Raw genomic sequence first — 26,968 nt, forward strand, 5'->3', positions numbered from 1 at the left:
TCCCGCGGGAGACGGCCCACCGGCGTCACGAACGACAGGACCGGGGCTAGGCGCGCGGCAGGAACGGGCTGGGGTCCCCGTGCCAGGAGAACACCAGGTGGTCGCGGGCCCGGGTGGCCGCCACGAACAGCAGGGAACGGGACCGCTGCACCTCGCGCCGGTGGCGCAGTGGATCGCCGTCGCGGAGCCGTTCCACGTGCGGCGGCGGCACCAGGCCGGCGGCGACGCCCACCACGGCCACGCTCCGGTACTCCAGGCCCTTGAACCGGTGCAGGGTGCCCACGTGCACCGCGTCGTCCGCCTTCGGCCCGTCCGGGCCGATGGCTGCGGCGCGGATCCCCTCCTCGTCCAGCCGCTGCTCCACCCGGGAGACCAGGTCGCGGGTGGGCGCGGCCACCGCGACCGCCGCGTCCCGGCTGTCCTGCCCGGCCTCCTCCAGCCAGGCCCGCACCTGGGCGACCAGGGCGTCCAGCTCCTCCTCCCAGGTCGGGGCGGGACGGAACTCGGGGACCGGGCCGCTCAGCAGCGACCGGTACCCGGCCAGGGTGTCGGTGGCGTCGTCCAGGTCGTCCCAGGACTCCTCGCCCAGCAGGCCCAGCGCCGACCGCAGGATCTGCCGGGTGGTGCGGTAGCTGAGCGTCAACCGCGCGGAGCGGCCCCGGATGTTGATGCCCAGCGCGCCCAGCGACACGTAGTTGTCGTAGATGCGCTGGTGGGTGTCGCCGACGAGGAACATGTCGTCGGTGCCCTCGGGCACCAGGGCGCGCAGCAGCCGCCAGTGCGCCGGGGCGAGGTCCTGGGCCTCGTCGACGACGACGTGCCGGTAGCGGAACTCGCCGTGCTCGGCCCGCTCCGCCTGGAGGCGCGCGGCGGTCTCGGCGACCTGCCGGTGCGTCCACAGGCCCTTCTCGTCCAGCCGCATCGCGAAGCGCTCCGCCAACTGCCAGATCTGCGCGCGCTGGGCGCGGCTGATGCGCCGGCCCCGGCCCGCGCGGCGGGCACGGAAGTAATCGGCGCGGGTGGTGACGGCCTGCCCCAGGATGACCTGGCTCCACTCGGCGTGCAGGAACTCGGCGTCCCAGGCGGTCTCGCCCAGTTCGTCGAGCATGTCCCGCCACTCGCGCACCGCCCGGTCGTCGCCGATGCGTCGGCGTTGGCCGTCGGGTGTCGCCTCGGCGACGATCTGGGAGGCGAGCTGGTCGACGTTGGTGACGTCCACCCGGTCCACCACCTGTCGGCCGCCCAGCTCCAGCAAGCGTTCGCGCAGGTCGGCGGCGAGGTTGCGGTTGAAGGTGGTCAGCAGCACGGGCCGGTCGTCGCCGGGCGGCAGCCGGTCCACCAGGTGGGCGACCCGGTGCAGGGCCACGATGGTCTTGCCGGTTCCGGGGCCGCCGCTGACACGCGCCGGACCCCGGTGGCGGCGCCGCACGAGGGCGCGCTGCGAGGGGTGCAGGAACACCCGCCACCGGCTGAAGGTGTCCTCGACGGCTTCCTGCAGATCGACGTCCTCGGTGGTGACGCGTGTGGCGGGACGGGTCAGCGCGGTCGCGTAGTCGGCGGTGTCCACCGGTTCGGGGGCGGCGACCGGGCGGGTGACCTGCTCCAGGACCTCCTCGTGGGTGCGGCCGTCGGCGAGGGCGAGCAGCACCTCCTCGGTGAGCGCGGGCGCGTACTCCACCAGGCCGTACAGCTCCTCCTCGGTGCTGACGTGCAGCGCCAACGGGATGAGCGGTTCGGCCACGCCCAACTCCCGCAGCTGCTCGGCGGTGCAGGCGGCCAGCAGGGGGGCGGGAGAAGGCGGCGGCGCGGGGGAGGCGGGGGCGTCCTCGGCGGTGACGGAGTCGATGACCTCCACGAACTCGATGGCGCCGGTGACCTGGTTGATCCGGGGGCAAAACCGGTCGAGGCGGTCGTAGACGTCCTGGCGGGGCCGTACCGCCACGAGGATGTAGTCGTGGTTTCCGGCGTGCACCAGCAGCGCCCGGTAGTCGTCGGTGACCCGCGCCGAGTTCCGCGGGCGACAGGCCGCGGCGGTCGGTGAACAGTGCGGTGATCTCGTCCATGGCGGCGTCGCGGTCGCCGTGCGGGTCGGCGACGGCGGCCACCCGGAGCGGGTCGGGCAGGGGCAGCGAGTAGTCGAGGGTGTCCATGAACTCGGCCGGGTCCAACCGGTCCTCGCCGACGACCGCGTCGGCGTCGAACTCCACGCCGAACACCGTGGCGGCCACCTCGCGGATCGCCTCGCCCGCGGTGTTGGAGGCGTCCTCGCCCAGGGTGGCGCTGGTGGCCACCGGACAGATGCCGCCCAGGGGGCGTCCCGGTTCGCTGTGGCCGGTGACCGAGGCCAGGCGGCGCAGCAGCATCGCCACGTCGGTGCCCTGCGCGCCGCCGTAGGTGTGGAACTCGTCGACCACCACGTAGGCCAGGCGGCTGCCCTCCCACAGCGCCGTGTCGTGCTCGCGCTGCAGCAGCAGGTCGAGCATCTTGTAGTTGGTGATGAGGATGTCGGGGCGGGTCCGGCGGATCTCGCCGCGCCGGGTGGCCACCCGGGCGTATCCCGTCTCCGGGGTGTCGCCGATGTAGAGGCCCGCGCTCACCTGCGACAGGGCGGAATGCCTCAGGTAGGAGTTGATCCGCTGCGCCTGGTCGGTGGCCAGGGCGTTCATCGGGTACAGCAGGACCGCCTTGACGCCGTCGTGGCCGAGGGCGCGTTCGCGGCGGCAGTGGTCGAGCACCGGCAGGAGGAACGACTCGGTCTTGCCGGAACCGGTTCCGGTGGTGATCAGCGTGGGCTCGGCCGTGCCGCGCAGCGTCGACAGGCGCCGGAACGCCGCGGCCTGGTGCCGGTAGGGGCGGAACCCCTCCGGCGCCCACTCCAGGTGGTCGCGCCAGGAGTCCTCGGCGCGCCGGAACGGGGTGCGCACCCGCAGGTAGAGGCCGCGGAAGATGCCGTGGTCGGGGTCGTTGAGGAAGGCGGTCAGCGCGTCGCGTACCGGTTTGTCGGCCAGCGCAAACGTGGTGGACAGGTACTGGGTGAGGTTGCGCCGTACCTCGGCGGCGGCCAACGTCGGCTGCATGGGGTGGTGTCGCTCCGGATTCCTGCTCGCTGCGTCCTCGCGGTCCAACCCTACGGCGTTGCACACGGGAAGGAGTTGACAAAGTTAACGAAATTTCCACACAAAGGGGAAATGGGGGTCCCGGCGGGGCTGTCATTGCGCGCGGAAGCGTTCGAGAGCACTCCGTGGTCCGGCCGGACGGCCAGGTGGTGCGGTGGGGGACAGGTGTCCCCGCCTTCCTGTGCCCTCGAGGTGGTTGCGCGCCTCCGTACCCCTGCGCCACCGGAGCGGGAGAGCGGCACGGGCGATGCCCGTCCGCCACCGGGAGCCTCTCCGCCTCTGGCCCTGCGGCACCGGTCAGGAACCGTCCTCCGCGCTCCCGTCGGGGCCGTCCGCTGCGGTGGCACGCAGGAACAGCCCCGCGCGCTCGCGCAGGTAGTCGCGGAACTCGGGCGGGCCGACCACGGTGAACTCCGCGCCCAGCGACACCAGCACCAGTGTCGGCCAGTCGAAGGTGTCGACGTGCATCGTCAGGCGGCACACCCCGTCGCCGAGATCCTCGACCTGTCCCCACGACGCCACGGTCTGTCGCACCTCGGCCGCGTCCGCGTGGACGTCCACCACCATCCGGTGGCGCCTGGGCACGCTGCGGTGGCGGCTGCGCACGAACTCCGCCGCGTCGCCGCCGGGAATCTCCCTGGGGGTGAAGCGCGCACCCGTGGCCTTCGGCTCACTGATCCGGTCCACCCGGAAGGTGCGCCAGTCGCCGCGGCCCACGTCCCAGGCCACCAGGTACCAGCGGCGCCCCAGCGGTACCAGGCGGTGCGGTTCCACCAGCCGCCGCGTCCACTCCCCGTCGCGGGCGGTGTAGGCGAACCGCAGCAGCTCGGTGTCCCGGCAGGTCTGCGCGATCGCCGTCAACGTGACCGCGTTGACCGTCGGGCCGGCGCCCAGCGCGGCGGGCGCGGTGGACTGCCGCAGCGCCTCCACCCGGTTGCGCAGCCGGGGCGGCATCACCTGCACGACCTTCGCCAGCGCGCGCACCGACGTCTCCTCGATGCCCTCCACCGCGCCCCCGGCGGCCGTGCGCAGCCCCACCGCGATGGCCACCGCCTCCTCGTCGTCGAGCAGCAGCGGCGGCATGGCCGTGCCCGACCGCAGCTGGTAGCCGCCCGCCACCCCCCGGTTGGCGTCGACCGGATAGCCCAGCTCCCGCAGCCGGTCCACGTCGCGGCGCAGGGTCCGCTCACTCACCTCCAACCGCTCGGCCAGCTCCCGACCCGGCCAGTACCGGTGGGTCTGCAGCAGGGACAGCAGCCGCAGCATCCGCGTGCTCGTGTTCGCCATGACTCCAGAATGCCGCACATTGCGGTCAGAAAATGACCTGAGTGCTTTCTAACGTGGACCCCGTGAACGCGACAATGATCCACACCAGCGCGCTGACCAAGCACTTCGTCACCCGCAGACGCGCGGTCGAGGCCGTCCGCGGCGTCGACCTGCACGTCGAGGCGGGCGAGATGGTGGCCCTGCTGGGCCCCAACGGGGCGGGCAAGTCCACCACGCTGCGCATGCTCACCACGCTGCTGGCCCCCACCTCCGGCAGCGCGGTCGTCGCCGGGTTCGACGTGCGCACCCGGCCGCGCGAGGTGCGCGCCCGCATCGGCTACGTCGGGCAGGGCAACGGGGCCGGGCGCACCCAGCGGGGCCGCGACGAACTCCTCAGCCAGGGCCGCGCCTACGGGATGAGTGGGGCCGCCGCGCGCGCCCGCGCCGACGAACTGGTCTCCTCCCTCGACTTGGAGGGCGTGGCCGACCAGGTCACCTCCTCCCTGTCGGGCGGCCAGCGGCGGCGGCTCGACATCGCGATGGGCCTGATGCACGCCCCCGAACTGCTGTTCCTCGACGAGCCGTCCACCGGACTGGACCCGCAGAACCGCGCCAACCTGCAGGAGCACATCCGCAGGCTGCGCGAGGAGCACGGCACCACGGTCGTCATGACCACCCACTACCTGGACGAGGCCGACCAGATGGCCGAACGGGTCGTGGTGATCGACCACGGCAGCGTCATCGCCGACGCCTCCCCCGAGCAACTCAAGGCCGAGCACGCGGGCGACCGCATCACCCTGTCCTTCGACCGCGCCGAGGAAGCGGCGGCGGCCCTGCCCCGCCTGCTGGGACTCGCGGCAGGAGCGCGCGGCGAACGCATTGGCGAGTGCGTCGTCCTGGAAGCCGACGGCGGCTCCCGGAGCGCCGCGAAACTGCTGCGCGTCCTCGACGAGGAGGGGGTCCAGCCCGTCGGCGTCGAGATCGCCCGCCCCACCCTCGACGACGTCTTCCTCAACCTGACCGGCCGCAGCCTCCGCGACGCCGCGGCCGCCCCGACCGCAGAACAGGAGACCGTGGCATGACCACCACGTTCCTCACCGACACCACCACCGTCTTCGTCCGGGAACTGCGGCCGGTGCTGCGCGACCCGTTCTCGGTGATCTTCACGATGGTGCAGCCGCTGTTCTTCCTGGCGCTGTTCGCGCCGCTGCTGCCCCAGACCACGGGCGGGCAGTCGGCGCTGCAGTGGTTCGTCCCCGGCATCGTCGTCATGTCGTGCCTGTTCGCCACGTCCACCACCGGATCGAACCTGCTGTTCGAGATGCAGACCGGGGCGCACGAGCGCATGCTGGTCTCGCCGCTGCGCCGCTCCGCGCTGATCGTGGGCCGGGCGCTGAAGGAGATCGTGCCGGTGCTCGCGCAGACCGCGCTCATCGTCGCCGCGACCGTGCCGTTCGGTTTCCGCCCGCATCCGCTGGGGACGGTCGGCGGGCTGCTGATCCTCGGCGTGTTCAGCATCGGGTTGGGCGCGCTGTCCTACACGCTGGCGCTGGCCGCGAAGAACACGGAGTGGCTGTTCTGGGCGGTCCAGCAGACCCTGCTGTTCCCGCTGATGCTGCTCGCCGGGATGCTGCTGCCGGTGGAGAACGGTCCCGGCTGGCTGCGGGCGCTGTCCCGGCTCAACCCGCTGACCTACGTCGTCGACGCGCAGCGCGCCCTGTTCAACGGCGACCTCATCACCCCGGCCGTCGCCTGGGGCGCGCTGGCGGCCGCGGCGACGGCCGCGGTGGGCCTGTGGGTGGGCATCACCGCGATGCGCCGCGCGAACTGACTCACCCGGAACGGTGCCGCCGCGCTGGAGGGGCGGCCCCGCCTTCGTTTCAGACCAGAGAGCGACCGTCGGGACCTCGACCAGCCAGAGCAGTGAAAGGTGACAATGATGAGCGAGAAGAACGGGAACGCGGCCGCCAGCGAACCGGCCGACGCGCTGACCGCCGCGGACGAGCGCGCCGACCTGCTGGAGGCACTGGCCACGCAGCGGCACTTCCTTCGGTTCACCACCCGGGGGCTCACCGACGAGCAGGCCGGGCTGCGGACCACCACCAGCGAACTGTGCCTGGGCGGGCTGGTCAAGCACGTCACCGCGATTGAGCGGACCTGGGTGGACTTCATCCTGGACGGTCCGTCGGCGATGGGCGACTTCACCGCCATGACCGAGGCCGACCGGGCCCGGAGGGCCGACGAGTTCCGGTTGCTGCCCGGCGAGACACTGGCCGGTGTGCTGGCCGACTACGCCGAGACGGCCCGCCGCACCGACGAGACGGTCGCCGCCCTGCCCGACCTGGACGCGGCCCGCCCGCTGCCGAGGGCCCCGTGGTTCGAGCCCGGCGCGCGGTGGTCCGCCCGCCGGGTGCTGGTGCACATCATCGCCGAGACCGCCCAGCACGCCGGCCACGCCGACATCATCCGCGAGTCCCTGGACGGCGCCAAGAGCATGGGGTGACCTGCCGCTGCCGACGCAGGGCGCCGCGGCCCCGCCGCGAAGCGGGGCCGCGGCGCCCGCGCGGGCCGCGGGGTTTTGCGCTCGTCGAAGGCGACGTCGCGGGCATCGCCGTGGTGCCGGGCGGGGCTGGGCGGAGTCTGCGAGGGGTTCTCCGCGGGCCGGGGTCCGTAGGCGTGGAAGGCCCGGCGCCGCTCGGGGACGGTCGCGGGCGGGTCAGCGGCGGGACCACCGCGTTCGGGGCGCCGGTGCCGGGCACGCGACGGCCTGTGCTCCGGTCACCGCTGGGACCGCGCCAGTTCGGCCAGGTCCGCGTAGCGGACGACCGATCCGCCCGCGCCCCAGGTGCCGTCGGGCTGCTCGTGGACCAGCACCCACACCCGAAGCGCCTCGGATGCCTCCAGTCCGGCGGCCTTGAGCACGACCGAGGCCACGTCGGCGACCAGGCCCTCCCGGCGGCGCTGCGACAGCGCCCCCTCCGGCACGGTGACGTCGACCCGGAAGCGCGGCTCGCCGTCCTCGGCGGTGGTCTGGGCGCCCTCGGGGAGTTCGTGCAGGTAGCTCCACGACTGCGCGCGGAAGAAGGGCGTGTCGGGGGCGCCCTCCCAGCGCAGCAGGGTCCGGGCGAGTTCCTGCTGCACGTCCGCGCGGCCCTGCGGGGTGAGGCTTCCGGCGGGGGCGGTGAGCTGGATGATCGGCATGGGCGTGCTCCTCACGGGCGGGACCGTCACCAGATTATGACAGTCGTTATACCGTGGGACCACGGTAGCCTATGACAGTCGTTATAGTCAGAGGGAGTGGACAGATGGCCGAGGAGAGCCAGGGGTCCCGCCAGCGCATCGTCGCGGGCGCGGCCGACATGATCCGCCGCCGCGGCCTGGCCGCCACCTCGGTGCGGGAACTCGCCGCGCACGCCGGGACGCCGCTCGGCTCCACCTACCACTACTTCCCCGGCGGCAAGCAGCAGTTGGCCGCCGAGGCGGTGCGGTTCGCGGCCGACGCGGTGACCGCGGTACTGGAGAAGGAGTTGCGGGCCGGACCGGTCGCCGGACTGCGCGCGTTCCTGGCCTGGTGGCGGCGGACCCTGGTCGACAGCGACTACCGCGCGGGCTGCCCGGTCCTCGCCGTGGCCGTCGAGGAGCCCCCCGCCGACGGGACCCCGCAGGCGCTCGCCGCGGCCGCGGAGGCGTTCGCCGTCTGGGAGGACGTGCTCGCCCGAGCCCTGCGCGCGCACGGAACCGACGCCGCCGAGGCCGCGCAGTCGGCGACCCTGGTCGTCGCCGCGGTCGAGGGCGCCGTCGCCCTGTGCCGGGCCCGACGCGACACCGCCCCCCTCGACGCGGTGGCCGCGCGCCTGGAGGCGCTGCTCGCCCGCTGACCGCCGCGACGCGCGGCCGCGGGAGGCGTCAGGTGCGGACGCGGCGCGCCAGGTACAGGACCAGCGCGTAGGCGGCGGTGGCCGTCAGGGCGAAGACCAGGCCGGGCAGCAGTCCCGGCATGAGGAGGGCCTGTCCGGGCTGGGAGGGAGCCGGGAGGTCATCGACGGAGACCCACGCCAATTCCCTCCGGTGGGAGGAGCCGAGTCCCCACTCCCACCGGAGGGCCAGTTCACTGCCCAGGAAGGTGGCGGAGGCGAACAGCACCAGCCCCACGGCCAGGGCGAGCAGGCCGGACGCCGTGCGCGCCGCCGCCGTCGCCTGGGGCTCGCCGCGTGCGCGCCACAGCAGGACGGCGTAGCAGCCGCCGACGGCCAGGGCGGGCACGGAACCGCTGGACAGGACGGTGCCGACAAACGTCGTGCCTCTGCACAGGTCCTCGTACCAGGGGGTGAGGTCCCCGTAGGGACCGGCGCAGACGGGGAACCGGGCGGTGAAGAAGACGTAGCCCGTCAGGCCGCCCAGGAGGAAGGCGCCGCAGCACAGGACCAGGCCGACGAGTCCGGCGATCACGACGTCGCCCGGACGCGAGGCGAATCCGGTGGCGGGAGGGTCGGTGCTCACACGTGCTCCAGGAGGCTGCCGAGGTGCTCTGGGGGGCGGGTCCCGAAGCTATCGGAGCGGCCCCGGCCGTTTCCAGGGGATGGCCGGTGTGGGCCACCGGGGCGGGGCGTCCGGCCCCGGTGGCCCGCGGCCCCGCGCTCCCGAGTCACTCCTCGCGGCGTTCCGGCGCCGCCTGCGGGGCCTCGTCCGGGTCCGGCAGCGGGCCGGTGTGGCGCTCCACCGCGTCCAGGTAGATGCGGTCGGCGCGCTCCTGGGCGCGCTCCTGCGCCTCCAGTCGCAGGCGCAGCCGTTCGGTCTTCTCCCGTTCGCGCAGCAGGGCGCGCTGGTGGGACCGGTGGATCGCCTGACCGACGGCGGTGACGATCCACACGCCGAACATCATCAGGAACACGGAGAGCACGGTGAGGAGCGTCTCCACGTCTTTCTCACGACTCCTTTCCGCGGCCGCGCCGCAGGAACCAGCGGATGAGGAGAGCCAGCAGCACGCCCTCGGCGGTCAGTGCCAGCACGGCCCACAGCGGCCCCCACAGTTCGGCGAGGGTCAGGTACCAGACGGCGATGACGCCCACGGCCGCCGGGCCCAGGACCGCCGTGGCCAGCAGGGCGTAGCCGGAGTGGACGATCCGGGCCCGCACCGGGTAGTCGCCCGCGCGGCCCCGCAGCAGGTGCCCGACGAACCGCAGCGTGTGCCGCTGCAGGTGCAGCGTGGACAGTGCGTGGGCCAGCATGTGGTAGCCGTCCAGCCCCAGCACGGGCACCAGGTTGACCAGCGTGGCGACCGTGCCGAAGAACAGCACCGCCCCGGCCAGCCCGTGCCACCAGCCCGACTGCGGCCCCCACAGCCACAGCGCCGCCACGGGCAGCAGCGCCACGAGGTTGACGTAGACCCCCGCGAAGGAGGTCGCCACCCGCTGCCACGTCTTCGGAAACAGCACCTGGTCGTCGGTCTTGCAGTACAGCGCCACCAGGGGCAGCCGCCACATCAGCCCGATCTCGCCGGGCCGCCCCCCGTAGCGGTGGCAGGCCACCCCGTGCCCGTACTCGTGCGCGCCCATCATCGCCCACACGACCAGCAGCGACACCACGGCGACACTCCACGGGGCGGGCGCGCCCGTGAACGCCGCGTACAGCTCCCGCCACGACAGCAGCGCGTAGCCGCAGGCCAGCGTCCCGAGCAGGGTGAGCGGGGCCGCCACGGGAAGCGCGAACAGCCAGCCGACCGCCCGCGCCACGGCGGGCACCGCCTCGGCCGCGCCGCGCAGCGGCAGCCGCCACCGCAGCGGCGACCTGCCCTCCGCGCGGCGGGCCGCCTCGGCCGAGGCCCGCACCCGGTCCAGCAGTTCGGGCGCGGCCCCCTCCAGCAGGCCGCGCGCCTCCAGCATCCCCAGCAGGGAGCGCCAGTGCTCGGCGGCCAGGCGGCGGCCGAAGCGGGCCGCGTACTCGGCGCCGATCGCGGACAGCGGCGCGCTTCCGTCCAGCCGCGCGACCAGGAACGCCTCGCGTTCGCCCACCCGCAGGAACGCCCCGGTGTCGCGGTCGCCGACGACGTGGATCCGCCGCGGCCCCTCCCACAGGGGCGGGCCCACCCGCACGCTCGGACGCAGCCGGGGACGGGTCCGGTCGAGCCACCCGTCCTCGACCGCGGCCTCGGCGGCGGTCACGCCGCCTCCGCCGGGACGCGTTCGGCGAGCGCCCGCTCGACCAGGTAGGACAGGTACACCTCGTCCAGGATGGCCGCGCCCAGCCGGTTGTTGGTCATGTGGATGTAGGAGCTGAGCAGCACGGCGGCCAGGTCCTCGGGCGCGTCGACGGGCGCGGCGGCCGAGCCGCGCCGGCTGAACTCCAGCTCCCCGCGGGCCGCGGCCCCGGTCACCTTCTGGTGCAGCTCGGCGCAGTGGTCCAGCCACCGCCGCTCGATCCGGGAGCGCGTCGCCTCACCGCCCGGCGCGGTGACGGCGCGGATGCGGTCGACGCGGGCCAGCAGCGAGTCGCGGGTGCGCGCGAAGCTCTTGTCGAAGGACGCCAGGTGCTCGTCGGAGGGCCGCTCGTAGGAGGACTCCCAGAAGGCGCGGTAGCGCCGGAAGAACCGCAGCACCGCCGCGTCGTCGCGCAGGAAGGAGTAGGCGCTCATCAGCGACAACTGGGTCGCCAGGCCCAGCAGCACCGGCCGCACGTGGGTGTTGGAGAACGCCAGCAGCTCGGCCACCACGTCGCTGGAGTGCTCGAAGTGCCACTCGGCGATGTCCATGCCCACCGGACCGCCGTAACGCCCCAGCTCCTGCTCGTAGGGCCGCTGCTCGACGGTGTTGTTGGGACGAAGCGGGATGGCCCCGGCCGCCCCGTACTCGGCCTGCCACCGCTCCTCGCCGTACTCGGCGACGAACATCTGCCGGTACAGCTCGTCCAGGCCCTCGGAGTCGGTGTCGTACAGGGCGGGGCGCCTGCGCAGGAAGTCCTCCAGGGCGCGCCGGGCGCGCTCGGCGACCTCCTCGCGCAGCGACGCCTCGCGCGGCTTGAACCGGACCCGCAGGTGCGGTCCCTCCAGCCAGTACTTGATGAAGAACCAGCCGCTGATCCTGCCCTCGGCGCGCAGTTCGGCGACCAGGGGGCGGACGGCCTCGACCACGATCGGGTTGGCGTCGCTGGCGTAGAAGACGTGGAATGCCACCCACTCATCGGACATGGCGGTCCCTTCCGGTGTCATAGAGCTCGATCAGCAGTTCGCTGACGTGGGGACGGTCGTGCTCGTCGCGCAGCCACAGCCCGTCGGTGTCGGGGAACGCCTCGGTGAGCACGATCCGGGAGGAGGCGGCCAGCACCATCTGCTCCAGCAGTTGGATCGAGTGCCAGCTGGCGAAGTCCACCGGCAGCGGCTTGCGGCCCGCCGAACGCCGGGTGCCGCCCTCCTCCTGGACCGGCTCCTCCGACTCGGCGGCGCCCCCGCCCGCCGCGGCGTTGTCGATCTGGGCGAAGACCCGCTCGGGCAGGCCCAGGTCGCGCCGCCAGCGGCGCACCCGCAGGAAGAAGTCGGCGTCGCCGCGTCCGGGATCGCGCCGGGGGAAGTCCGCGGCGTGCATCTTCCACATCCGGCGCTGCAGCACCAGGTCGCCCAGGACCAGGCGCGGGTAGGCGGTCACCCCGCGTTCGGGCACGGGGATCCCGGTCCCGGCCCACAGGTCCGGCCGCGCCATGCCGCTGGGGGAGAAGCACAGCAGCGCCTGCTGGACCTCCGGCAGCGCCATCGGCATGAGATAGCCCAGGTAGACGGGGACGACCTCGCGGCCCAGCCGACGCGAGACGAGCCGCACCCGGTCGGCGTCGGCATCGTGGACCAGGAAGAGGTCGCTGAGCGGGATCTGCTCGTCGGCGGGGCGGTCGCTGTGGTCGCCGGGGCAGACGATCTCGTAGTCGGTGACCGCAGGGTGGATGTTCAGGTTGGTCGTCTCGTAGCCGCCGTGCAGCTCGGCCAGCACCGCCCCGTCGGGGGCGTAGCCGCGCAGGACGCGCCGCACCAGGTCGGGCGCGCCCTGGTCGGCGAGGCTGTGGGCGAACCGGGAGAACATCAGCGTCAGCCCGGCGTAGGCCTGGTTGACCACGGCCCGCCCGGGCTCCCCGTCGGCCCCGGCGCTCACCTGCACCAGGAACGACCAGGGCTGCGCGGTGCTCGTCGACGGCGGCAGCAGGGCACGCACCAGGTCGGTGAAGTCGTCGCCCAGCCGGATCTCCTCGGTGCCGGGCCGCGCCCTGGCCAGCAGTTCGCCCACGTGGGTGCCGATGGCCTGGCGGGCCCGGTCCAGCGCCGCGATCTCCGCCGACCTGAACCAGTTCTCCTGGGGCACGTGGTTGTTGCCCTCGTCGAAGGCGCGGCGGCGCATCGACCGCTGCAGGTAGGGGTCGAAGAAGTCGCGCTGGAACTCGTGGCAGAACCGGGTCACGTCGTCGCAGCGGCCGCCCCGGCCGTAGCGGGCGACGAAGAACCCCTTGGCGGTCAGCCGCCGCGGCAGGTTCAGGTCGAACGCCGCGAGCAGGTCGGCCAGGGAGGCCAGGTCGCCCAGCAGGGCGCGTTCGAAGGCGGCGCGGTCGGCGTCGGCTCCCCGGAAGACGGTGTCCTCGTAGAGGAGGGTGCGCGGCGTCAGCGCCGGGTCGGCGTCCACCGCCGCGAAGCACTCCGCCACGTGTGCGCGGACGCGCGCCAGCACCCGCGCGCGCTCGCGGGCGGGGGTGCGGGAGTAGGCCGCCACCTGCTCGCGCGCCCGCTCCAGGGCCCGGGCGGCCTCGCGCAGCGGCTCCGGTTCCTGGGCGGCCAGCGCGGCGGCGAAGGACGCGGCGGGATCGTCGGAGCGCAGGTCCACCTGCAGGTCGGGCACGATCAGAAAACCCAGCCGCAGCAGGTGGCCCAGCAGCCGGTCGGTTCCGGCCGTGTCGGGCTCGCCGTGGGCGGCGGCCAGAGCGGTGCTGAGTTCGCGCAGCGTGGGGGAGACGTCGCGCGTCAGCCCGGCCACGTCGCGCAGCACCGGACCGCCGGGCAGGAAGAACAGGTCCTCGTGGACGGTGTCGAGCGCCACGACCGCGTCGGGGTCGGCGCCGGCCGTGGTGCGGCGGCGCACGTAGCGCATCCGCTCCCCGTCGGTGTCGGCGCCCGGGGCCAGGGTCACGCGGAAGTCCGACCGCAGCCGCGGGTCGGCCTGGACGACCGCGGCCAGACGGGCGAGGACGGCGACGTTGAGCCGGACGGTGGCGCGCTTGCGCAGGTCCGCCGGGCGCGGCAGCGCGCCGGGGGCGCCGTCGCGGAAGCGGCCCAGGCCCACGGAGGTCAGGGTGCTGAACGGGCTGGTCTTCAGCGACGCCCGGTACAGCAGCTCCAGCAGTGTGCGCTCCAGGTGGCGCGCGGACTTGTCGAACCTGCGGTCGGGGTCCAGGTAGCGGTCCATGGTGCGCTCCAGGACCTGCGACTGCAGCAGGACGGCGCTGCGCAGCTCGTCGTCGGCCAGCTCCGCGCGGGCGTGCTCGCGGGCCCGGGCGGTGTCCTCGGCCAGCGCCCGGGGGCCGCGGTCGAGGGCCGACTCCAGCGTGTCGAGGGCCGCCAGCCAGGCGTCCAGCAGCTCACGGACCGCGGCGTCCAGGCCCGGTTCGGCGCGGCCCAGCGTCGCCGGGCGGGGCCGCCGCGCGTTGAACACGTCCCGGCGCAGGTTGATCAGCGCGACCCGGTGGTCGCCGGGGGCCCGGGCGATCGCCTCCTCCAGCGCCCCGCGCAGCCGCTCGCCCTGTCGGTCGCGGTGCTCCTCCGCCGCCATGACCTCCGCCGCCCACGCGCAGGCCAGGGGGGAGCGCAGCGCCGCCACCGTGTCGGCGGGCCGTCCCGCCGCACGGATCAGGAAGCCCTCGCCCAGCCGCCAGCGGGCGAGCGCGCCGGGAGGCGTCTCGGGCGGGTGGAGCAGGTCGGTCATCGCTGTGCCCCTTCCGAGGTCGGGCGCGGACGGTACAGGTCGTGGTCGTAGCCGGTGCGGGGGGCGCGCCTGCGGCCCAGCAGCAGAAAGAGCATGCTGCGCTCGTCGGTTCCGGAGATCCCCAGCATCGCGTCGAGGGCGGGGTTGTCGAGGCCGAGGACCGCGCCGATGCCCAGGTCGGCTTCTGCGGCGGCGAGGTAGGCGCTCTGGGCGGCCTGGCCCACCTCGATGCCCAGCATCCGGTAGCCGCGCGCGCCGTAGGCGCCCACCAGGGGCTCCAGGCGGCCGCACACGGCGACCACGGCGGCGCACTGGCGCAGGTCGTAGTTGGTGAGCGCGTAGTGGCGCTGCAGGTCGGAGAAGTCCACGGCGGGGCCGGGCAGCAGCCGGTGGGAGTCGCCGTCGTAGCAGTAGGCGCGCCGTTCCAGCCCGTCCACGGCGTTGGCGAGCAGCCGCAGCCGCACCCACGGCCGCCGGTCCGGCCCGGGGGCCACGTCGGTGGGGCAGCGGCCGATCCGCTCGGCGGCCCGCAGGATCCGGCCCAGCTCGGCCGGGTGCAGCGCGGGGCGCGCCGACAGCACGCCGAAACCCGAGCGGCGGGTCCGCAGCGCCCGCTCCAGGCCGCCGCCGTCCGCGGCGTCCTCGGCCGGGGGCAGCGGCACGGAGGGGCCGTCGCCGGTCGGCGGCCCGGCGACGCAGTCGGCCCCCGCCTCCGGAGCGGGCCGGGGCGCGTCGCCGACCAGGGCGGCCAGGTGCACCTGCTCGACCAGTTCGAAGGAGCGCACCCGTCTGGACCGCTCCCACACCCGCGGCAGCGGGGCGGCGGGTCCGGGCAGCAGGCGGGGGGAGGGGCCGCCGGTCCGCTCTCCGAGGGGAAGCACCAGGAACGGGGCCTCGGTGCGGCCGTCAACGCCCACCGCGGCGCTCACCGGGGCCTCGTCGAACCACAGGACGGGCCGCGGCGTGTGCCCGAAGGCGGCGAGCACCGTCCGCCACGACCCCAGCAGGGCGCCGGTGTCCTGGGTGACCACGTGGTAGGCGAACGAGTGGTACTTGAAGGAGTTCTTCCAGAAGCGCAGTGTCGCCACCAGGTACAGGGGCGCGCGCACGCCGCTGGCCTCCTCCAGCGCCGCCGTCCGGTCCTGGACCGACAGCCGGTCGAGCGCGTGGTGGGCGGTGTCGTGGTGGTAGACGCCGCACGGCAGCACCGTGTCGGGACCGGCGACCAGGTAGCTCTCCACCGGGTACATGCCGCCGCCCGACGCGGTGGGCCGCGACCACACGGCCTGGCCGACGTGCAGCCGCCGCGTGCTGTCGTCGTTCCAGTCCGGGGAGGCGCGGCGACCGGTGACCGCGTAGCAGGCCAGGGCGGCGGCCAGCTCCTCCGGCGTCGGCGTCGCGGCGGGGTTCCGCGCGGCGCGCGCCCGTTCCACGGAGGCGAGCACGCCGCCGGGGACGGGGGCGGAGAAGGGGGCGGGCAACGGCAGCTTGGGGGCGTCCCGGTAGAAGGTGTGGCGGAAGGGCTGGTCGTCCCAGTCGACCCGGAAACCCGGGGGAGGCAGGGGGACGCGCTGGCGTTCGAACGCCCGGCGGGCGTAGTCGAGCGCCACGGCCCCGTCGTCCGGGATCCGGCCGGGACCGTCGTGGGTGCTGGCGGGTGTGCTCAAACTCAACTCCTCGGTGAGGGACGTCTGCCGGGGCCGCGGCCTGGACCGGTCACGGGAAGGGGTGGGGGACGCGGTGCAGTTCGTCGGCGCGCAGCGGTCGGGGCATCAGCCCGGCGCGGTGGGGGGCCCAGCGGGTGCGGGGCAGGTGCAGCGCGCGCTGCCGCTCCCAGCCGAAGTCGATGGGGACCAGGCCGGGCACGATCACCGCGACCGTGTGCAGACCGAGAAGGCGCTGCTCGGGGGTGGTCTGGTCGACGACGACGGTGTCCATGCCCCGGTCGGCGAGCATGGCGACGATCTCCCGCACGGGCTCGCGCAGGTCGCGGTGGGCCCCGCGGCCCGCCGTCCAGTCGGCGAACACCTCGTCCAGGGGGCGCCGCTCGTCCTGGCGCAGCCAGTGGTCGGCCAGCGGAGCCATCCGGGGCAGGCCGAACAGCAGCGCGTGGTGGGACAGCTCGGTCACCAGCCGGTAGTCGTCGGCCATGCGCTCGACGCGCTCCAGGGCGGCCTCCACCCGCTCGGGGAAGCCGGAGATGTAGGACGCGGTCTCGCACACGGCCGCGCGTACCGCGTCGGCCGGGTCCAGCGACGCGCCGCCCGCGAAGCACAGCGTGCCCAGCCCGTCGTCGCGGCGCACCGCCACCGCCGCGACCGCCGGGACCGGAAGGTCGGTGCGGATGTCGAAGCAGCGCAGGTCGTAGCCGAAGAGGTCCACGTGCGCGCGCATCTGCCGCACCAGGGCGGAGTCGACGGTGTCCAGGTCGATCTCGGTGGGGGTCAGGCCGCCGTACCAGCTGACGAGGAAGGCGTCGCGCTCCAGCAGTTCGAGCAGGCCGTGCAGAACCGCCTCGGTCACCGAGCCGCCGGAGGCGCACCCGTTGGAGCACTCCTGGACGGTGTTGCGGTGGTCGGTACGGTGGTCCAGGTAGTAGGCGATCTGCTCGGGCACGAGCAGCGGGCGCTCGTCCCGCAGCGAGTAGCCCCACACCCACGGCACCTCGGGCTGCTCCGACCAGGGCACGTAGTGCCCGGTGTGGCCCCGGTAGAACTCCTCGGAGTACAGGCCGCACTCGGTCAGGTCCAGGTGGGGCGCGTCCAGGTCGGCGGCCCGGGCGCGCCGGGCCACGCGGACGCGCCGCGGCCGTTGCCCGGCGTCGCGCTCCAGCCCCTCCAGGGCGGCCAGCAGTTCGCTGCGGGCGTAGCTCTCGGCGTGCCCGCTCCACCACATCTCGTGCAGCGCGTACTTGCTGCGGACGTGCAGCCGTCCGCTGACCGGCGCGGTCGCCGTCGCCTGGTAGGCGCGCACCGCCGGGCCGCCGAGCATGCCGCAGACCGGGTTGGCCAGCGCCTCCACCGGCAGGTCCAGGTCCTCGGGGCGGCGCGTGCGGGTGGCGCCGGGCGCCACGGGGGCCGGGGCCAGGGTGATGCGCGCGCCCTCGGCGGTGTCGTCGACCGGCCGGGCGCACCGCTCGCAGGCCGAGTCGCGGATCAGGCCGAAGCGGTTGACGGCCGAGGTGAGCGTGTCGATCTCCCACACCGGCGCGGTGCGCGGGTCGCCGCCGCGCAGCGCCGTCTCGACCAGGGACGCGGCGATCGCCGCCGCGTGGCTGCCCGGAACGGCCTGGACGGGGGCCAGGACGCCGCGCGGCTCCTCCAGCGCGGCGCGCTCCGCGGTGGGACGGCACACGGTCCACCTGCGGTCCAGGCAGCGGGGGCAGGGCCCCGGAGCGCCGGGGGTGGCGGCGACGATGACGCTCGACCCGTACAGGCGGACGCTCACCCCGACCCGCTCGTCCCCGCCGCCCAGAGGGACCACCTCGCCGCCGTCCGCGCCGGGGACTCCCAGAACTGCCACGTCGATCGCCCCGGGGACGCCGCGCAGGCGGTCGGCGATCATCCGGCCGAACCGCGCCGCGGGACTCGTCGGCCCGGCTCCGGAGGCCGGGGCCACCATCGTCGTCATCTGACACCTCTCGTCTCGTCGTGCGGGGGAGGGGCGGCGCCGCGGACCGCGGCCCGCGGCGCCGCCTTGCTGCGGGGGTCAGCCGCAGCTGGAGGTGCTGGTGCTGGTGGAGCAGCAGCTGGAGGTGCTGCAGGAGCAGCAGCTGGAGCAGGAGCAGCTGGAGCTGCAGGCGGCCAACTGGTCGGACAGGTCGGCGATCTCGTCGACCTCGAAGGTGACGGCCTCGAGCTCCATGAGCTCCATGCCGAGGGACTGGGTGGACATGGGTCCTCCTTGTTCGGTTCGGAAAACGGGTGGGATCGGGACGCGGCCGCCGGGTGCGGACGCGCCCCCACGGGTGCGCGGGCCGCCGCCCCGAAGGACCGGAGCGGCGCCGCCCGGCGTCCCGTGGTCATGGGGCCGTTCAGCCGCAGCTGGAGGTGCTGGTGCTGGTGGAGCAGCAGCTGGAGGTGCTGCAGGAGCAGCAGCTGGAGCAGGAGCAGCTGGAGCTGCACCAGGCGGCCGCCTCCTGGCCGAGGTCGGCGATGTCCTCGACCTCGAAGGTGACGGCCTCCAGCTCCATGAGCTCCAGTCCCAGAGACGGGCTGGACATGCGGCTCTTCCTTTCGTGACGATGGAGCGGACCGGCTCCGTGACGCGACCGCGCCACGGAGCCGGAAACCCCGGCCGGGAGCGTCAGGGACCTCGGCGCCAGGGACCGCCCTGACGTCCGAAGACTCCCGGCCGGGCCTCCGCCGCGGGGGTCACTCCCCGCGGCGGAGGGCGTTCGGCGGGTCAGCCGCCGCCGCAGCCGGTGCTGGTGCTGGTGGAGCAGCAGCTGGAGGTGCTGCAGGAGCAGCAGCTGGAGCAGGAGCAGCTGGAGCTGCACCAGCCGGCCAGGTCACCGCCGAGGTCGGAGATGTCCTCGATCTCGAAGGTGGTCGTCTCCAGGGCCAGGAGTTCCTCTTGGAGGTTCACGGGATTTCACCTCCTCTCATGGGGGGATGCGTCGCCGCGGCGCGGACCGCGACGCGAGCAGGTGACCCGCCCTCGGCTCAGGAGCCGGCGGTCCGGTAGAGCAGGACGCGGGCCACATGCGTCACCCCGGCCAGGTCGGGCGGGGTGAGATCGAGGAGCGCGGCGCGGCGGCCGTCCGCGGCCAGGCGGGCCAGCACCTGCTCGGTGCCGCCCGCGGTCCGCAGTGGGGACGGGTCGTCCAGCGTCGCGGCGGGAACGCCGGTGAGGTCGGAGGCGCCGCCTGGGGCCTCGCCGGGCTCGGCCGCCACCTGGCGGTGGCCCGCCAGTTCCCGCAGCGCGGTCTCGGCGGCCTCGGCCCAGGTCGCGCCGTGCCGGGCCAGAGTCCGGCGCGCGGTGCGCACCACGGCGACCGGGACCGCTCCGGGGACCGCCAGCAGTTCGGGGGCGCCGCCGGGGCCGTCCAGTTCCGCGGCGAACATGGCCAGGCGGGCGCGTTCGGCGCCGTCGAGGACCTTGTCGAGCAGGTCGGGCCCGACGGCCAGCAGCGGGGCCCGCCCGCGCGCCGCCAGGGCCAGCACCCGGGCCGCGGCGGCGTCGCGCAGCGCCCGCTCCGCCGCCTCGCGGGCCGTCGGCGCGGCGGCGAGCCCGGTCAGCGCGGGCTCGAAGCAGGCGGCGTCGCGGTCCCAGGGACCGGCGAGCACGGCGGCACCCTCCACGGCCAGCGCCGTCCCGTCGGCCATGTCGCGCGCCGCGACCGGTCGGCTCTCGGGGAGCGCCGTCCCCAGCCAGGTCTCCAGCAGGCGCGCCTCGACGGACCGCGCGTCCCCGGCGGCCCCCGGCAGCAGGGCGCAGCGTCGATGTACGCCCAGCGCGTACTCGGCGGACGCCGCCTCCAGCGCCGTCAGACGCGCCCGCATCACCGTGTCGGAGGCGAAGGCCGCGATCGGCTCCGGTCGCACGGCCGGGGCGTGCAGCACCGACACCTTCACCGGGATCTGCGGCAGGGCGTCGTCGTCGAAGCGGCCCATGATGCCGGTGGTCTCGGCGACCACGCCCTCGAAGCGGGTGTAGGCGTCCTCCACGTCGGTCGGGTCCTCCACCGCCGTGGCGTCGCGCGGCGTCGGCGCAGCGTCTCCCGCGGGGTGGGCCACCACCGGTTCGCCGCGCGCGGTCAGGAACCGGGAGTCGACGACGACCGCGCGATCGGCGACGTCGGAGGCGAGCACGCCGCTCAGGGACTTGAAGACCTCGAAGCCCATGATCGCCACGGCCATCGACGCCGCGGCCCCGGGCAGCGGGGGCAGGGCGGGGGCGGCGACGCCCGCGCCGACGGCCTGCCACATCCCCAGGACCTCGGGGACCGCGTTGTCGCTCAGGCGCAGCAGCAGCGAGCACACGTCCACGCCCCCGTCGGGCCCCTGCCACGGCCCGACGACCAGTCGGTGGCCCACGCGCAGCAGCGGCAGGACCGCCGCCCCCGCGGTCCGGGCCGCCCGGGCGTGTTCGAGCAGGCGGGGCTGCGGCCCGTCGACGGCCAGCAGGCACACCAGGTCCGCTCCGGACGCGTCGACGCCGTCGGCGAAGGAGCGCACCGCGACCTCGCCCGCCGCGCCCACGCCGTTGGCCGCCAGGGCGTCGGCGAGTTCGGAGCCGCCCCGCGCGGTGTCGGAGACGACGACCACACGCGCCTCGGCCAGCCGCAGGAAGCCGCGCCCGTCGTCGCCGTGGTGCTCCAGCAGTGAGACCTGGGCCTCGAAGCGTTCCCGCAGCTCCTCGCCGACCACGCCCCCCGGCTCGGGCGCGTCGAAGACCACGCCGCGCGCGGCGAGCCGCGACAGCAGGGAGCGGACCGCGTCGACGTGCGCCTCGGGCAGACCGGCGGTGATCTCCTCGAGCGTCGTCGATCCGTTCAGGTGGGGGGACAGGGCCGACAGGTAGCGGTAGGCGCCCGCGCCGCGGACGAGGAAACTGTCTCCGGCGCCGCGCACGAAGACCCCTTCGGGGGTCTCCAGGACCACGGTGTCCTGGCGGAGGCGGGGACGGTGGGGCAGCGGTGTGGACAACGGTCCTCCAGACATGACGACGGGGTGCGGGACGGGAGGGCTCAGGAGATGTCCCTGCGGCGGATCAGCCAGGCGGCCACGGCGACCGAGAGCGCGGTATAGGCGAGCAGCACGGCGACCGCGGCGGGCGCGTCCAGGTGGTCCACCACACCGGGGGTGCCGCCCTCCTCCAGGGTGGGCGCGCCCAGGGCCGCCACCAGCGAGCCGCTGGCCGTGCCCAGCAGCACCGAGCGCACCGGCTCCAGCGGGCCGAACATCGACGCCAGGCCGGAGACGGCGCTCTCCAGACCGAGGGTCCACAGCAGGCCGACCGCCAGGGCGACGCTGGTGCCGCGGAAGGCCACCGCCAGGGCGGCTCCCACGCTCATCCACGCCACCGAGATCAGGGCCGCGCCGCCCAGGGACGCCAGCAGGTCGACCGCGCCCGGCCACCGCACGGGCCGGTCGGTGACGAGGGCGACGGCGACCGAGGCCGCGACCGCGGCGAGCAGCGCGGCCGCGGCGACGAGGGCGGCGGCGATCACGCCCGCGGTGAACTTGGCCGCCACCACCTGTATGCGGTCGGGCCCCTGGGACAGGCGCGCGGTCCAGGTGTTCCAGCGGTACTCCGACCCGGTCAGCAGCACGCCGAGGATGAGCATCATCGCGCCGCCGAAGAGCGGGTAGCTGCTCACCGACGTGCTCGCCACCGCCTCGGGCAGCAGCGCCAGGAGGATCTGGTCGCGGTCCTGCCCGGCGTCCAGGTTGGCGTAGACGATGTAGGGGACGAGGAAGGCGAAGGACACGACCATCGCGACCCAGGCCGCGCCCACCGCGTAGGGGGCTCCGCGGTGGCGGAGCAGCAGCAGTTCGGAGTTGAGCGCGGGGATCACGAACGTTCCTCCTGGGTTTCGGTCAGTCTGAAGAAGGCGTCCTCCAGCGACTGGCGCTCCGCGCGGACCTCGTGGACGTCGGCTCCGGCCTCGACGAGGGCGCGGACGATGCCGGGGACCTCGTCGGGGTCGGCGCGCGTGAGCCAGCGGCCCGGCTCCTCGTGGACCGGTTCGCCCGTTCCCGCCGCCGCGGCGAGCACCCGGCCCACCGTCTCGTCCGGGGTGGCGTGCAGGTGGAGGGAGACGTCGGGGGTGCGGATGCGGTCCATGGAGTCCTCGGCGACGACCGTGCCGCGGTTGAGGACGACGACGCGGTCGCACACCTGCTCGACCTCGCCGAGCATGTGGGAGGAGAACAGCACGGTGCGCCCCGAGGAGCCCAGGTCGCGCACCAGTTGGCGCATCCACACCACGCCCTCCGGGTCGAGTCCGTTGGTGGGCTCGTCCAGGATGAGCAGGCGGGGGTCGCCCAGCATCGCGGCGGCCACCCCCAGCCGCTGGCGCATGCCCAGTGAGTAGCCGCCGAAGCGGTCGCCCGCCCGGTCGGCCAGGTCCACCAGTCCCAGGACGCGGTCGACCTCGCTGTCGGGAAGGCCGCGGGCGCGGGCCAGCACGCGCAGGTTGACGCGGCCGCTCAGGCCGGGGACGAAGGCGGGGGCCTCGATGAGCGCGCCGATGTCGCGCAGGGCGCGCCGGTCCCCGGGGGCGTGCCCGAGGACGCGAACCGTTCCGCTGTCGGGGCGGACCAGGCCCAGCAGGATGCGCAGGAGCGTGGTCTTTCCGGCGCCGTTGGGGCCGAGCACCCCGTAGACCTGTCCGGGGGAGACGCTCAGGGCGACGCCGTCGAGCGCGCGCAGTCCGCCGAAGGACTTGCCGAGGCCGCTGATGTGCGCGGCGAGGGCGTCCGGCTGGGTGCCCGGCGGGGGCGGCGCCGTCTCGGTTTCGATGGTCACACGCTCACCATTTCCTCTTGTTCTCGGACCGGTTCCTCGTGAATGGAGGATGAGCCGCGCGTGTCAGCCGCTTCCTCTCTCGGTTTCCGGGGTGGTGGCCTTTCTGTTGGCCGCGGAGTTGCGGGGGACGTGTCCGCGCGAGGGTGAAAACATGTCTAGGGAGCATTCATTAATCGCGTGTGAGTGCATCAGTAAATCGCGGTGTCCCGGAGGGATACCTTTGGGAAAATGGCAGGCGGGATGGGGGGGTGTGCTTGTGGAAGACGTGTCCGATACCACTCGGCGTGGTACTTCTGGTGTTGTGTGTGCAATCTGTGGCGGGAGAAGATTTCCCAGTGTTTTGATGGGAAATGTTCGGATGGGGACGTGGTGGCCTGTGGTGACGCTTTTCCGGAATTCTGCGCTCCGTCCCGCGTTCCGCCGCGGGCGCGGTACGCGACGATGGGGAGGTGAGAAGGGGGCGTCGGCGGACGGACTCCCCGACGTTCCGGAGGAGAGGGGGCGGACGCCGGTGGGAACCACCCCCGATGTCGACCTGCCGGTCCGTCGCGCCCTGGCCACGGGGGTCGACTACGCCCTGCTGGCGTCCGCACCGGCCCTGGCGTGGCTGCTCGTCGGTCGCAGGCGCGCCGCCTCTGCCGCAGTCGCCGCCCCCGCCGCCGGGGCCCGGCTGGGCGTCGGGCTCGGACTGACCCTCCCCGCGGTCGCCGCCCTGGCCTGGGCCGAGGCGCGCGGTGCGACCCCGGGCAAACGGCTGCTGCGGCTGCGGGTCAGCGACCTTTCGGGCCGCCCGCCGGGATACCGCCGCGCCCTCACGCGGCTGCTCGCCAAGACCGCGCTGCCCTGGGAGTTGGGCCACCAGGCGGTGTGGGACTTCTTCGGTGGGGCCCAGGCCCGGGGAACGGCGCTGGCGGCTGCCGCCTACGCCGCGGTGGGGGCGCAGGCGGTCGCGGCGGTCCGCGGCTCCGGCCGCACCTACGCCGACCTGCTGGCCGGAACGCGGGTCGACAGGGCGGAGCGGCCGGAGCGGGAGGCGGGGGAGCACACCAGCCGCTGACCCGCTGTGCCGCGCTTTCCCGCAGGAGAGTCGGCGCTGCTGCGCGGGCGGCCCCGCCGCACACCGCCCTGAACCCCGCGACGGTCGCCCCGGCCAGGCGCTCCCTCCCGCTCACCGAGGCCGCCGCGGTCGGGAGAGGACCCCTTTCTCTTGCGAACAAAAAACTGATTTGTTTTTATGGACTCAGGAGTCCGGTGCGACACCGGACCGCCGTCCACGAGAGGAGCCCGCCGTGCCACCCGCGTTCTCGGCCGAGGAGAGGGCCCGCATCACCGAACTGCTCCTGGACAACGGCCGCGCCCTGTTCACCACCCGCGGCCTGCGCAAGACCTCCCTGGAGGAGCTGGTCGCCCCCGCCCGGATCGCCAAGAGCAGCTTCTACCAGTTCTTCGACTCCAAGGAGGCGCTCTACCTGGAGCTGATGATCCGCCAGACGGCCGAGGTCAAGCGCCGCGTCATCGACGAGGCGCTGTACGCCGAGGACGACACCCGGCAGGCGCTGCGCCGCTTCCTGCACGCCACCGTCACCGAGATCACCACCGATCCCCTCTACCGGCGGCTCATGACCCACCCCGAGGAGATGCGGGCGGTCGCCCGCAGGATCGACCCCTCCCGTATGGCCGCCCTCGCCGACAACCCGGTCACCGCGCTGGACGACTACATCGCCCGCGAGCAGCGCGGGGGCCGCCTCGTCGACGCCGACCCCGCGGTGGTCGTCGGACTCCTGCAGATCGTGCTGCTCACCCCGGTCCACGCCGAGCACCTGCGCGACCCCGACCGCTACCCCGAGATCCTCGACCTGCTCATCGACATCGTCGCCACCGCCCTGACCACCCCCGAGGAGTGAGGACCGTGTCCCCACAGCGGAAGAAGGCCGTCATCGTCGGCGCGGGCATCGCGGGACTGGCCACCGCCCTGCGCCTGCACCGGGCGGGCTGGCGCACCGTGGTCGTGGAACGCGCCCCGGAGCGCAGGACCGGCGGATACGGGGTGACCTTCGCCGGACTCGGCTACGACGCCGCCGAGCGCATGGGCGTCCTCCCCGCGCTCACCGAGCGCCGCATCATCCCCGACGCGCTGGTCTACGTCAAGCCCACCGGCGAGACCGCGTTCACGGTCCCGGGGCCGACCGTGCGGGCGATGACGGCAGAGCGCTCCCTCACCCTGCTGCGCGGCGACATCGAGGACGTCCTCCACGCGGCGGTCCGCGAGCACGCCGACATCCGCTTCGGCACCGTCGTCGAGGACATCGCCGCCAACGCCCTCCAGGTCCGCGCCACCCTCAGCGACGGCAGCACCGAGACCGCGGACCTGCTCGTGGGAGCCGACGGCCTGCACTCGGCGACCCGGGCCCGGGTCTTCGGCCCCGAGTCGGACTTCCGCCGCGACCTGGGCCACGTGGTCGGCGTCCTCATGCTGGACCGGCGACCCGACGCCGCGCCCGCGGGCGCGACCGCCTCGATGACCGACCGCGGGCGCACCCTCGCCGTCATCGACCTGGGACACGGCCGCAGCGCCGCCTTCTTCGGCTACCGCGCCGCCGACCCGGCCGCCGACCTGGCCGAGGGGCCGCACCGGGCGCTCCGCCGCGTCTACGGCGACGCGGGCTGGGTCGCCCCCGAGATCCTCGCCCGCCTGGACGAGACCGACGCGGTCTACTTCGACACCGTCAGCCAGATGGTCGTCGACCGCTGGAGCAGCGGCCGGGTGGTGCTGCTCGGCGACGCCGCCTGGTGCGTCACCCTGTTCGCCGGATACGGCTCCGCGCTCGCCGTCGGCGGCGCCGACCTGCTCGGGGCCGCCCTGGAACGGCACGGCGACGACATCGGCGCCGCGCTCGCCGAGTGGGAGGCCGGACTGCGTCCGGAGGTCGAGCGCAAACAGCGGCTCGGCCGTCGGGTCAAGGGCCTCTACGCGCCGCCCGACCGCTTCCGGCTGTGGCTGCGCGACCTGCCGCTGCGCACGGCGTCGTGGCCGCCCGTCGGCCGAATGCTGCGACGGCGGCTGCAGATCCGGGGGTGATCCGCGCCGCCGCGGATCACCGGTGGCGGCGGGAGAACAGACGGCGCAGGGCGGAGGCGTCCCGCACGGCGCGGCGGGCGTCGAAGCACCGGACGGCGGCCCGCGCCGACGGGGCGCCGAGCCGTTCCATCTCCGCGACGAGGAGTTTGCGCGACTCCTCGGTCTGCCTCGGTTCGGCGACCAGGCGGCGGATCGCCAACCGTCTGCTGTCGTTCAAGGTCCCTCGTCTCTGCGGCGGTGGGCGCGGAATCAGGAGGAGGCCACCAGGACGTTGCTGATCTCGTTCGCCGCGGCGCCGGCGGCGAACCGTACGGCCTCGCCGGACAGCAGCGAGTAGCTGTCGGGGTTGGGGTCGGGCGTCATGATGTCGACCGACACGCACCCCAGGACCTTCGATCCGGTCGAGGACCGCCCGAGCAGCGGGGTGGCCAGGACGACGCTGAACTTGCCCTTGGCCCGTTGCCACTCACGGTAGCTCATGCCCAGGGTGAGCGCCTGTCCTCCGGGGTCCGGCCGCTCCTTGGACCTCAGTTCCTCCCATTCGGCGGCGCTCGTCCCCTCCAGGCGCCGGTCCAGCGCGGCGACATCCATGACCAGAAGTTTGCCCAGTTCCACACAGCAGCCGATGACCCCCACCCCCGGCCGCCAGACGATGCCGGAGGCGCTGGTGGCCCGGAAGCGCACGCGCGCCACGGGCACCAGTCGCTCACGGCGGCGCGGCCACAGGCCGGTGCGGGTGCGCAGGTGGACGGTGGCTCCCAGGTCGCGCATGTCGATTCCGGTCTCGTCCTGGATCCGGAACAGCAGGGCGTTGAGGGCGTGGGTGGCGCCCTGCTGGACGTTTCTCAGGGTGACCTCCGCGTTGGCCGACCGCCACTGCTGGACCGCCGAGGCCACCGAGGCGAGAAAGACCAGTGTGATGCCGACCGCGGCGAGGTAGAACTCCCCTCGGGGGGAGAACCTCCACAGTCCGGCCTCGTGCCCGGCGAGGGCGACGCCCGCGGTGAACGCCAGTACGGCGCTGACGAGCTTGGTGAATAACCTGACCTGACTCCACTGAGAACCCACAGTTACATAGCTACCAC

Annotated in this window: 25 protein-coding genes and 2 pseudogenes; 8 read left to right on the forward strand and 19 right to left on the reverse strand. The window is 74.3% G+C overall.

Features of this window, described 5'->3' with window-relative positions; translation table 11 throughout:
- Positions 1-55: 55 nt before the first annotated feature.
- Positions 56-2,008 (reverse strand): annotated as a pseudogene (locus tag NI17_RS05175) (UvrD-helicase domain-containing protein); the annotation flags it as partial.
- Between the two features lie 134 nt (positions 2,009-2,142).
- Here NI17_RS05175 and NI17_RS05180 point away from each other — a divergent pair.
- Positions 2,143-2,394 (forward strand): hypothetical protein, encoded by a 252-nt coding sequence (locus tag NI17_RS05180; protein ID WP_243597622.1) that lies wholly within the window; start codon positions 2,143-2,145, stop codon positions 2,392-2,394.
- On the opposite strand, the pseudogene NI17_RS05185 reads toward NI17_RS05180, so the two are convergent.
- Positions 2,319-3,077 (reverse strand): annotated as a pseudogene (locus NI17_RS05185) (DEAD/DEAH box helicase); the annotation flags it as partial. The gene NI17_RS05180 and the pseudogene NI17_RS05185 overlap by 76 nt on opposite strands.
- 336 nt (positions 3,078-3,413) lie before the next feature.
- Positions 3,414-4,403, reverse strand: a complete 990-nt coding sequence (locus tag NI17_RS05190; protein ID WP_199860070.1) for a helix-turn-helix transcriptional regulator — start codon at positions 4,401-4,403, stop codon at positions 3,414-3,416.
- Positions 4,404-4,477: 74 nt separating this feature from the next.
- Here NI17_RS05190 and NI17_RS05195 point away from each other — a divergent pair, with 74 nt between their 5' ends.
- The 3 genes from NI17_RS05195 to NI17_RS05205 all read left to right on the forward strand — a co-directional run bounded on the left by NI17_RS05195 (position 4,478) and on the right by NI17_RS05205 (position 6,885).
- Complete coding sequence (locus tag NI17_RS05195) at positions 4,478-5,464, forward strand: ABC transporter ATP-binding protein (protein WP_068691970.1); 987 nt, start codon at positions 4,478-4,480, stop codon at positions 5,462-5,464.
- On the forward strand, positions 5,461-6,213 hold the full coding sequence (locus NI17_RS05200; RefSeq protein WP_119267550.1) for an ABC transporter permease: 753 nt from the start codon (positions 5,461-5,463) through the stop codon (positions 6,211-6,213). Before NI17_RS05195 ends, NI17_RS05200 begins: the two co-directional genes overlap by 4 nt.
- A gap of 108 nt (positions 6,214-6,321) precedes the next feature.
- Complete coding sequence (locus NI17_RS05205; RefSeq protein ID WP_068691971.1) at positions 6,322-6,885, forward strand: DinB family protein; 564 nt, start codon at positions 6,322-6,324, stop codon at positions 6,883-6,885.
- A gap of 275 nt (positions 6,886-7,160) precedes the next feature.
- Here NI17_RS05205 and NI17_RS05210 read toward each other — a convergent pair whose 3' ends face one another.
- Entirely contained in the window at positions 7,161-7,583 is a 423-nt protein-coding gene (locus tag NI17_RS05210; protein WP_068691972.1) for a tautomerase family protein, read from the reverse strand.
- 104 nt (positions 7,584-7,687) lie between these two features.
- On the opposite strand from NI17_RS05210, the gene NI17_RS05215 reads away from it, so the two are divergent.
- Positions 7,688-8,260, forward strand: a complete 573-nt coding sequence (locus NI17_RS05215; RefSeq protein WP_068691973.1) for a TetR/AcrR family transcriptional regulator — start codon at positions 7,688-7,690, stop codon at positions 8,258-8,260.
- Positions 8,261-8,288: 28 nt separating this feature from the next.
- Here NI17_RS05215 and NI17_RS05220 read toward each other — a convergent pair whose 3' ends face one another.
- The 13 genes from NI17_RS05220 to NI17_RS05280 form a co-directional block, all read right to left on the reverse strand.
- Complete coding sequence (locus NI17_RS05220; protein WP_068691975.1) at positions 8,289-8,882, reverse strand: hypothetical protein; 594 nt, start codon at positions 8,880-8,882, stop codon at positions 8,289-8,291.
- Between the two features lie 145 nt (positions 8,883-9,027).
- Positions 9,028-9,300: a hypothetical protein gene (locus NI17_RS05225; RefSeq protein ID WP_068691977.1), complete on the reverse strand. Its 273-nt coding sequence runs from the start codon at positions 9,298-9,300 to the stop codon at positions 9,028-9,030.
- A 7-nt stretch (positions 9,301-9,307) separates the two neighbouring features.
- Positions 9,308-10,543 (reverse strand): M50 family metallopeptidase, encoded by a 1,236-nt coding sequence (locus NI17_RS05230; RefSeq protein WP_243597623.1) that lies wholly within the window; start codon positions 10,541-10,543, stop codon positions 9,308-9,310.
- On the reverse strand, positions 10,540-11,565 hold the full coding sequence (locus NI17_RS05235; RefSeq protein WP_084012656.1) for a thiopeptide-type bacteriocin biosynthesis protein: 1,026 nt from the start codon (positions 11,563-11,565) through the stop codon (positions 10,540-10,542). The genes NI17_RS05230 and NI17_RS05235 overlap by 4 nt, the downstream gene beginning before the upstream one ends.
- Positions 11,555-14,329, reverse strand: a complete 2,775-nt coding sequence (locus NI17_RS05240; protein WP_279395514.1) for a lantibiotic dehydratase — start codon at positions 14,327-14,329, stop codon at positions 11,555-11,557. The genes NI17_RS05235 and NI17_RS05240 overlap by 11 nt, the downstream gene beginning before the upstream one ends.
- Positions 14,326-15,996 carry a nitroreductase family protein gene (locus tag NI17_RS05245; protein WP_068691986.1) on the reverse strand — a complete coding sequence of 557 codons (1,671 nt, stop codon included), beginning with the start codon at positions 15,994-15,996 and terminating at the stop codon, positions 14,326-14,328. The genes NI17_RS05240 and NI17_RS05245 overlap by 4 nt, the downstream gene beginning before the upstream one ends.
- A gap of 49 nt (positions 15,997-16,045) precedes the next feature.
- A complete protein-coding gene (locus tag NI17_RS05250; RefSeq protein ID WP_068691988.1) occupies positions 16,046-17,959 on the reverse strand; it encodes a TOMM precursor leader peptide-binding protein in 1,914 nt (637 codons plus the stop codon).
- Positions 17,960-18,037: 78 nt separating this feature from the next.
- Positions 18,038-18,223: a hypothetical protein gene (locus NI17_RS05255; RefSeq protein WP_068691990.1), complete on the reverse strand. Its 186-nt coding sequence runs from the start codon at positions 18,221-18,223 to the stop codon at positions 18,038-18,040.
- Positions 18,224-18,362: 139 nt separating this feature from the next.
- The gene (locus tag NI17_RS05260) at positions 18,363-18,551 is read right to left on the reverse strand and encodes a thiazolylpeptide-type bacteriocin (protein WP_157129742.1); all 189 of its coding nucleotides are present in this window, start codon (positions 18,549-18,551) and stop codon (positions 18,363-18,365) included.
- Positions 18,552-18,733: 182 nt separating this feature from the next.
- The gene (locus NI17_RS05265; RefSeq protein WP_068691994.1) at positions 18,734-18,916 is read right to left on the reverse strand and encodes a hypothetical protein; all 183 of its coding nucleotides are present in this window, start codon (positions 18,914-18,916) and stop codon (positions 18,734-18,736) included.
- Between the two features lie 77 nt (positions 18,917-18,993).
- Positions 18,994-20,979 (reverse strand): hypothetical protein, encoded by a 1,986-nt coding sequence (locus NI17_RS05270; protein ID WP_068691996.1) that lies wholly within the window; start codon positions 20,977-20,979, stop codon positions 18,994-18,996.
- A 41-nt stretch (positions 20,980-21,020) separates the two neighbouring features.
- Positions 21,021-21,851, reverse strand: a complete 831-nt coding sequence (locus NI17_RS05275) for an ABC transporter permease subunit (RefSeq protein WP_068691998.1) — start codon at positions 21,849-21,851, stop codon at positions 21,021-21,023.
- Positions 21,848-22,804, reverse strand: a complete 957-nt coding sequence (locus NI17_RS05280) for an ABC transporter ATP-binding protein (protein WP_084012658.1) — start codon at positions 22,802-22,804, stop codon at positions 21,848-21,850. Before NI17_RS05280 ends, NI17_RS05275 begins: the two co-directional genes overlap by 4 nt.
- Before the next feature lie 511 nt (positions 22,805-23,315).
- On the opposite strand from NI17_RS05280, the gene NI17_RS05285 reads away from it, so the two are divergent.
- From NI17_RS05285 to NI17_RS05295, 3 genes are all read left to right on the forward strand, one after another.
- Positions 23,316-23,861, forward strand: a complete 546-nt coding sequence (locus NI17_RS05285; protein ID WP_068692000.1) for an RDD family protein — start codon at positions 23,316-23,318, stop codon at positions 23,859-23,861.
- Between the two features lie 232 nt (positions 23,862-24,093).
- A complete protein-coding gene (locus NI17_RS05290) occupies positions 24,094-24,708 on the forward strand; it encodes a TetR/AcrR family transcriptional regulator (protein ID WP_068692002.1) in 615 nt (204 codons plus the stop codon).
- A 5-nt stretch (positions 24,709-24,713) separates the two neighbouring features.
- Entirely contained in the window at positions 24,714-25,883 is a 1,170-nt protein-coding gene (locus NI17_RS05295; RefSeq protein ID WP_068692004.1) for an FAD-dependent oxidoreductase, read from the forward strand.
- Between the two features lie 16 nt (positions 25,884-25,899).
- On the opposite strand, the gene NI17_RS05300 is transcribed toward NI17_RS05295, so the two are convergent.
- Both NI17_RS05300 and NI17_RS05305 read right to left on the reverse strand, forming a co-directional pair.
- Positions 25,900-26,100, reverse strand: a complete 201-nt coding sequence (locus tag NI17_RS05300) for a hypothetical protein (RefSeq protein WP_068692007.1) — start codon at positions 26,098-26,100, stop codon at positions 25,900-25,902.
- A 32-nt stretch (positions 26,101-26,132) separates the two neighbouring features.
- On the reverse strand, positions 26,133-26,951 hold the full coding sequence (locus tag NI17_RS05305; RefSeq protein ID WP_068692009.1) for a hypothetical protein: 819 nt from the start codon (positions 26,949-26,951) through the stop codon (positions 26,133-26,135).
- Positions 26,952-26,968: the final 17 nt, after the last annotated feature.

The organism is Thermobifida halotolerans (genome assembly GCF_003574835.2).
GTDB lineage: Bacteria > Actinomycetota > Actinomycetes > Streptosporangiales > Streptosporangiaceae > Thermobifida > Thermobifida halotolerans.

Bases quoted from the DNA above. Each gene is read 5' to 3' on its own strand.
- NI17_RS05190 (WP_199860070.1), bottom strand. From the start codon at position 4,403: ATGGCGAACACGAGCACGCGGATGCTGCGGCTGCTGTCCCTGCTGCAG.
- NI17_RS05195 (WP_068691970.1), top strand. From the start codon at position 4,478: ATGATCCACACCAGCGCGCTGACCAAGCACTTCGTCACCCGCAGACGC.
- NI17_RS05200 (WP_119267550.1), top strand. From the start codon at position 5,461: ATGACCACCACGTTCCTCACCGACACCACCACCGTCTTCGTCCGGGAA.
- NI17_RS05205 (WP_068691971.1), top strand. From the start codon at position 6,322: ATGAGCGAGAAGAACGGGAACGCGGCCGCCAGCGAACCGGCCGACGCG.
- NI17_RS05210 (WP_068691972.1), bottom strand. From the start codon at position 7,583: ATGCCGATCATCCAGCTCACCGCCCCCGCCGGAAGCCTCACCCCGCAG.
- NI17_RS05215 (WP_068691973.1), top strand. From the start codon at position 7,688: ATGGCCGAGGAGAGCCAGGGGTCCCGCCAGCGCATCGTCGCGGGCGCG.
- NI17_RS05235 (WP_084012656.1), bottom strand. From the start codon at position 11,565: ATGTCCGATGAGTGGGTGGCATTCCACGTCTTCTACGCCAGCGACGCC.
- NI17_RS05240 (WP_279395514.1), bottom strand. From the start codon at position 14,329: ATGACCGACCTGCTCCACCCGCCCGAGACGCCTCCCGGCGCGCTCGCC.
- NI17_RS05250 (WP_068691988.1), bottom strand. From the start codon at position 17,959: ATGACGACGATGGTGGCCCCGGCCTCCGGAGCCGGGCCGACGAGTCCC.
- NI17_RS05255 (WP_068691990.1), bottom strand. From the start codon at position 18,223: ATGTCCACCCAGTCCCTCGGCATGGAGCTCATGGAGCTCGAGGCCGTC.
- NI17_RS05260 (WP_157129742.1), bottom strand. From the start codon at position 18,551: ATGTCCAGCCCGTCTCTGGGACTGGAGCTCATGGAGCTGGAGGCCGTC.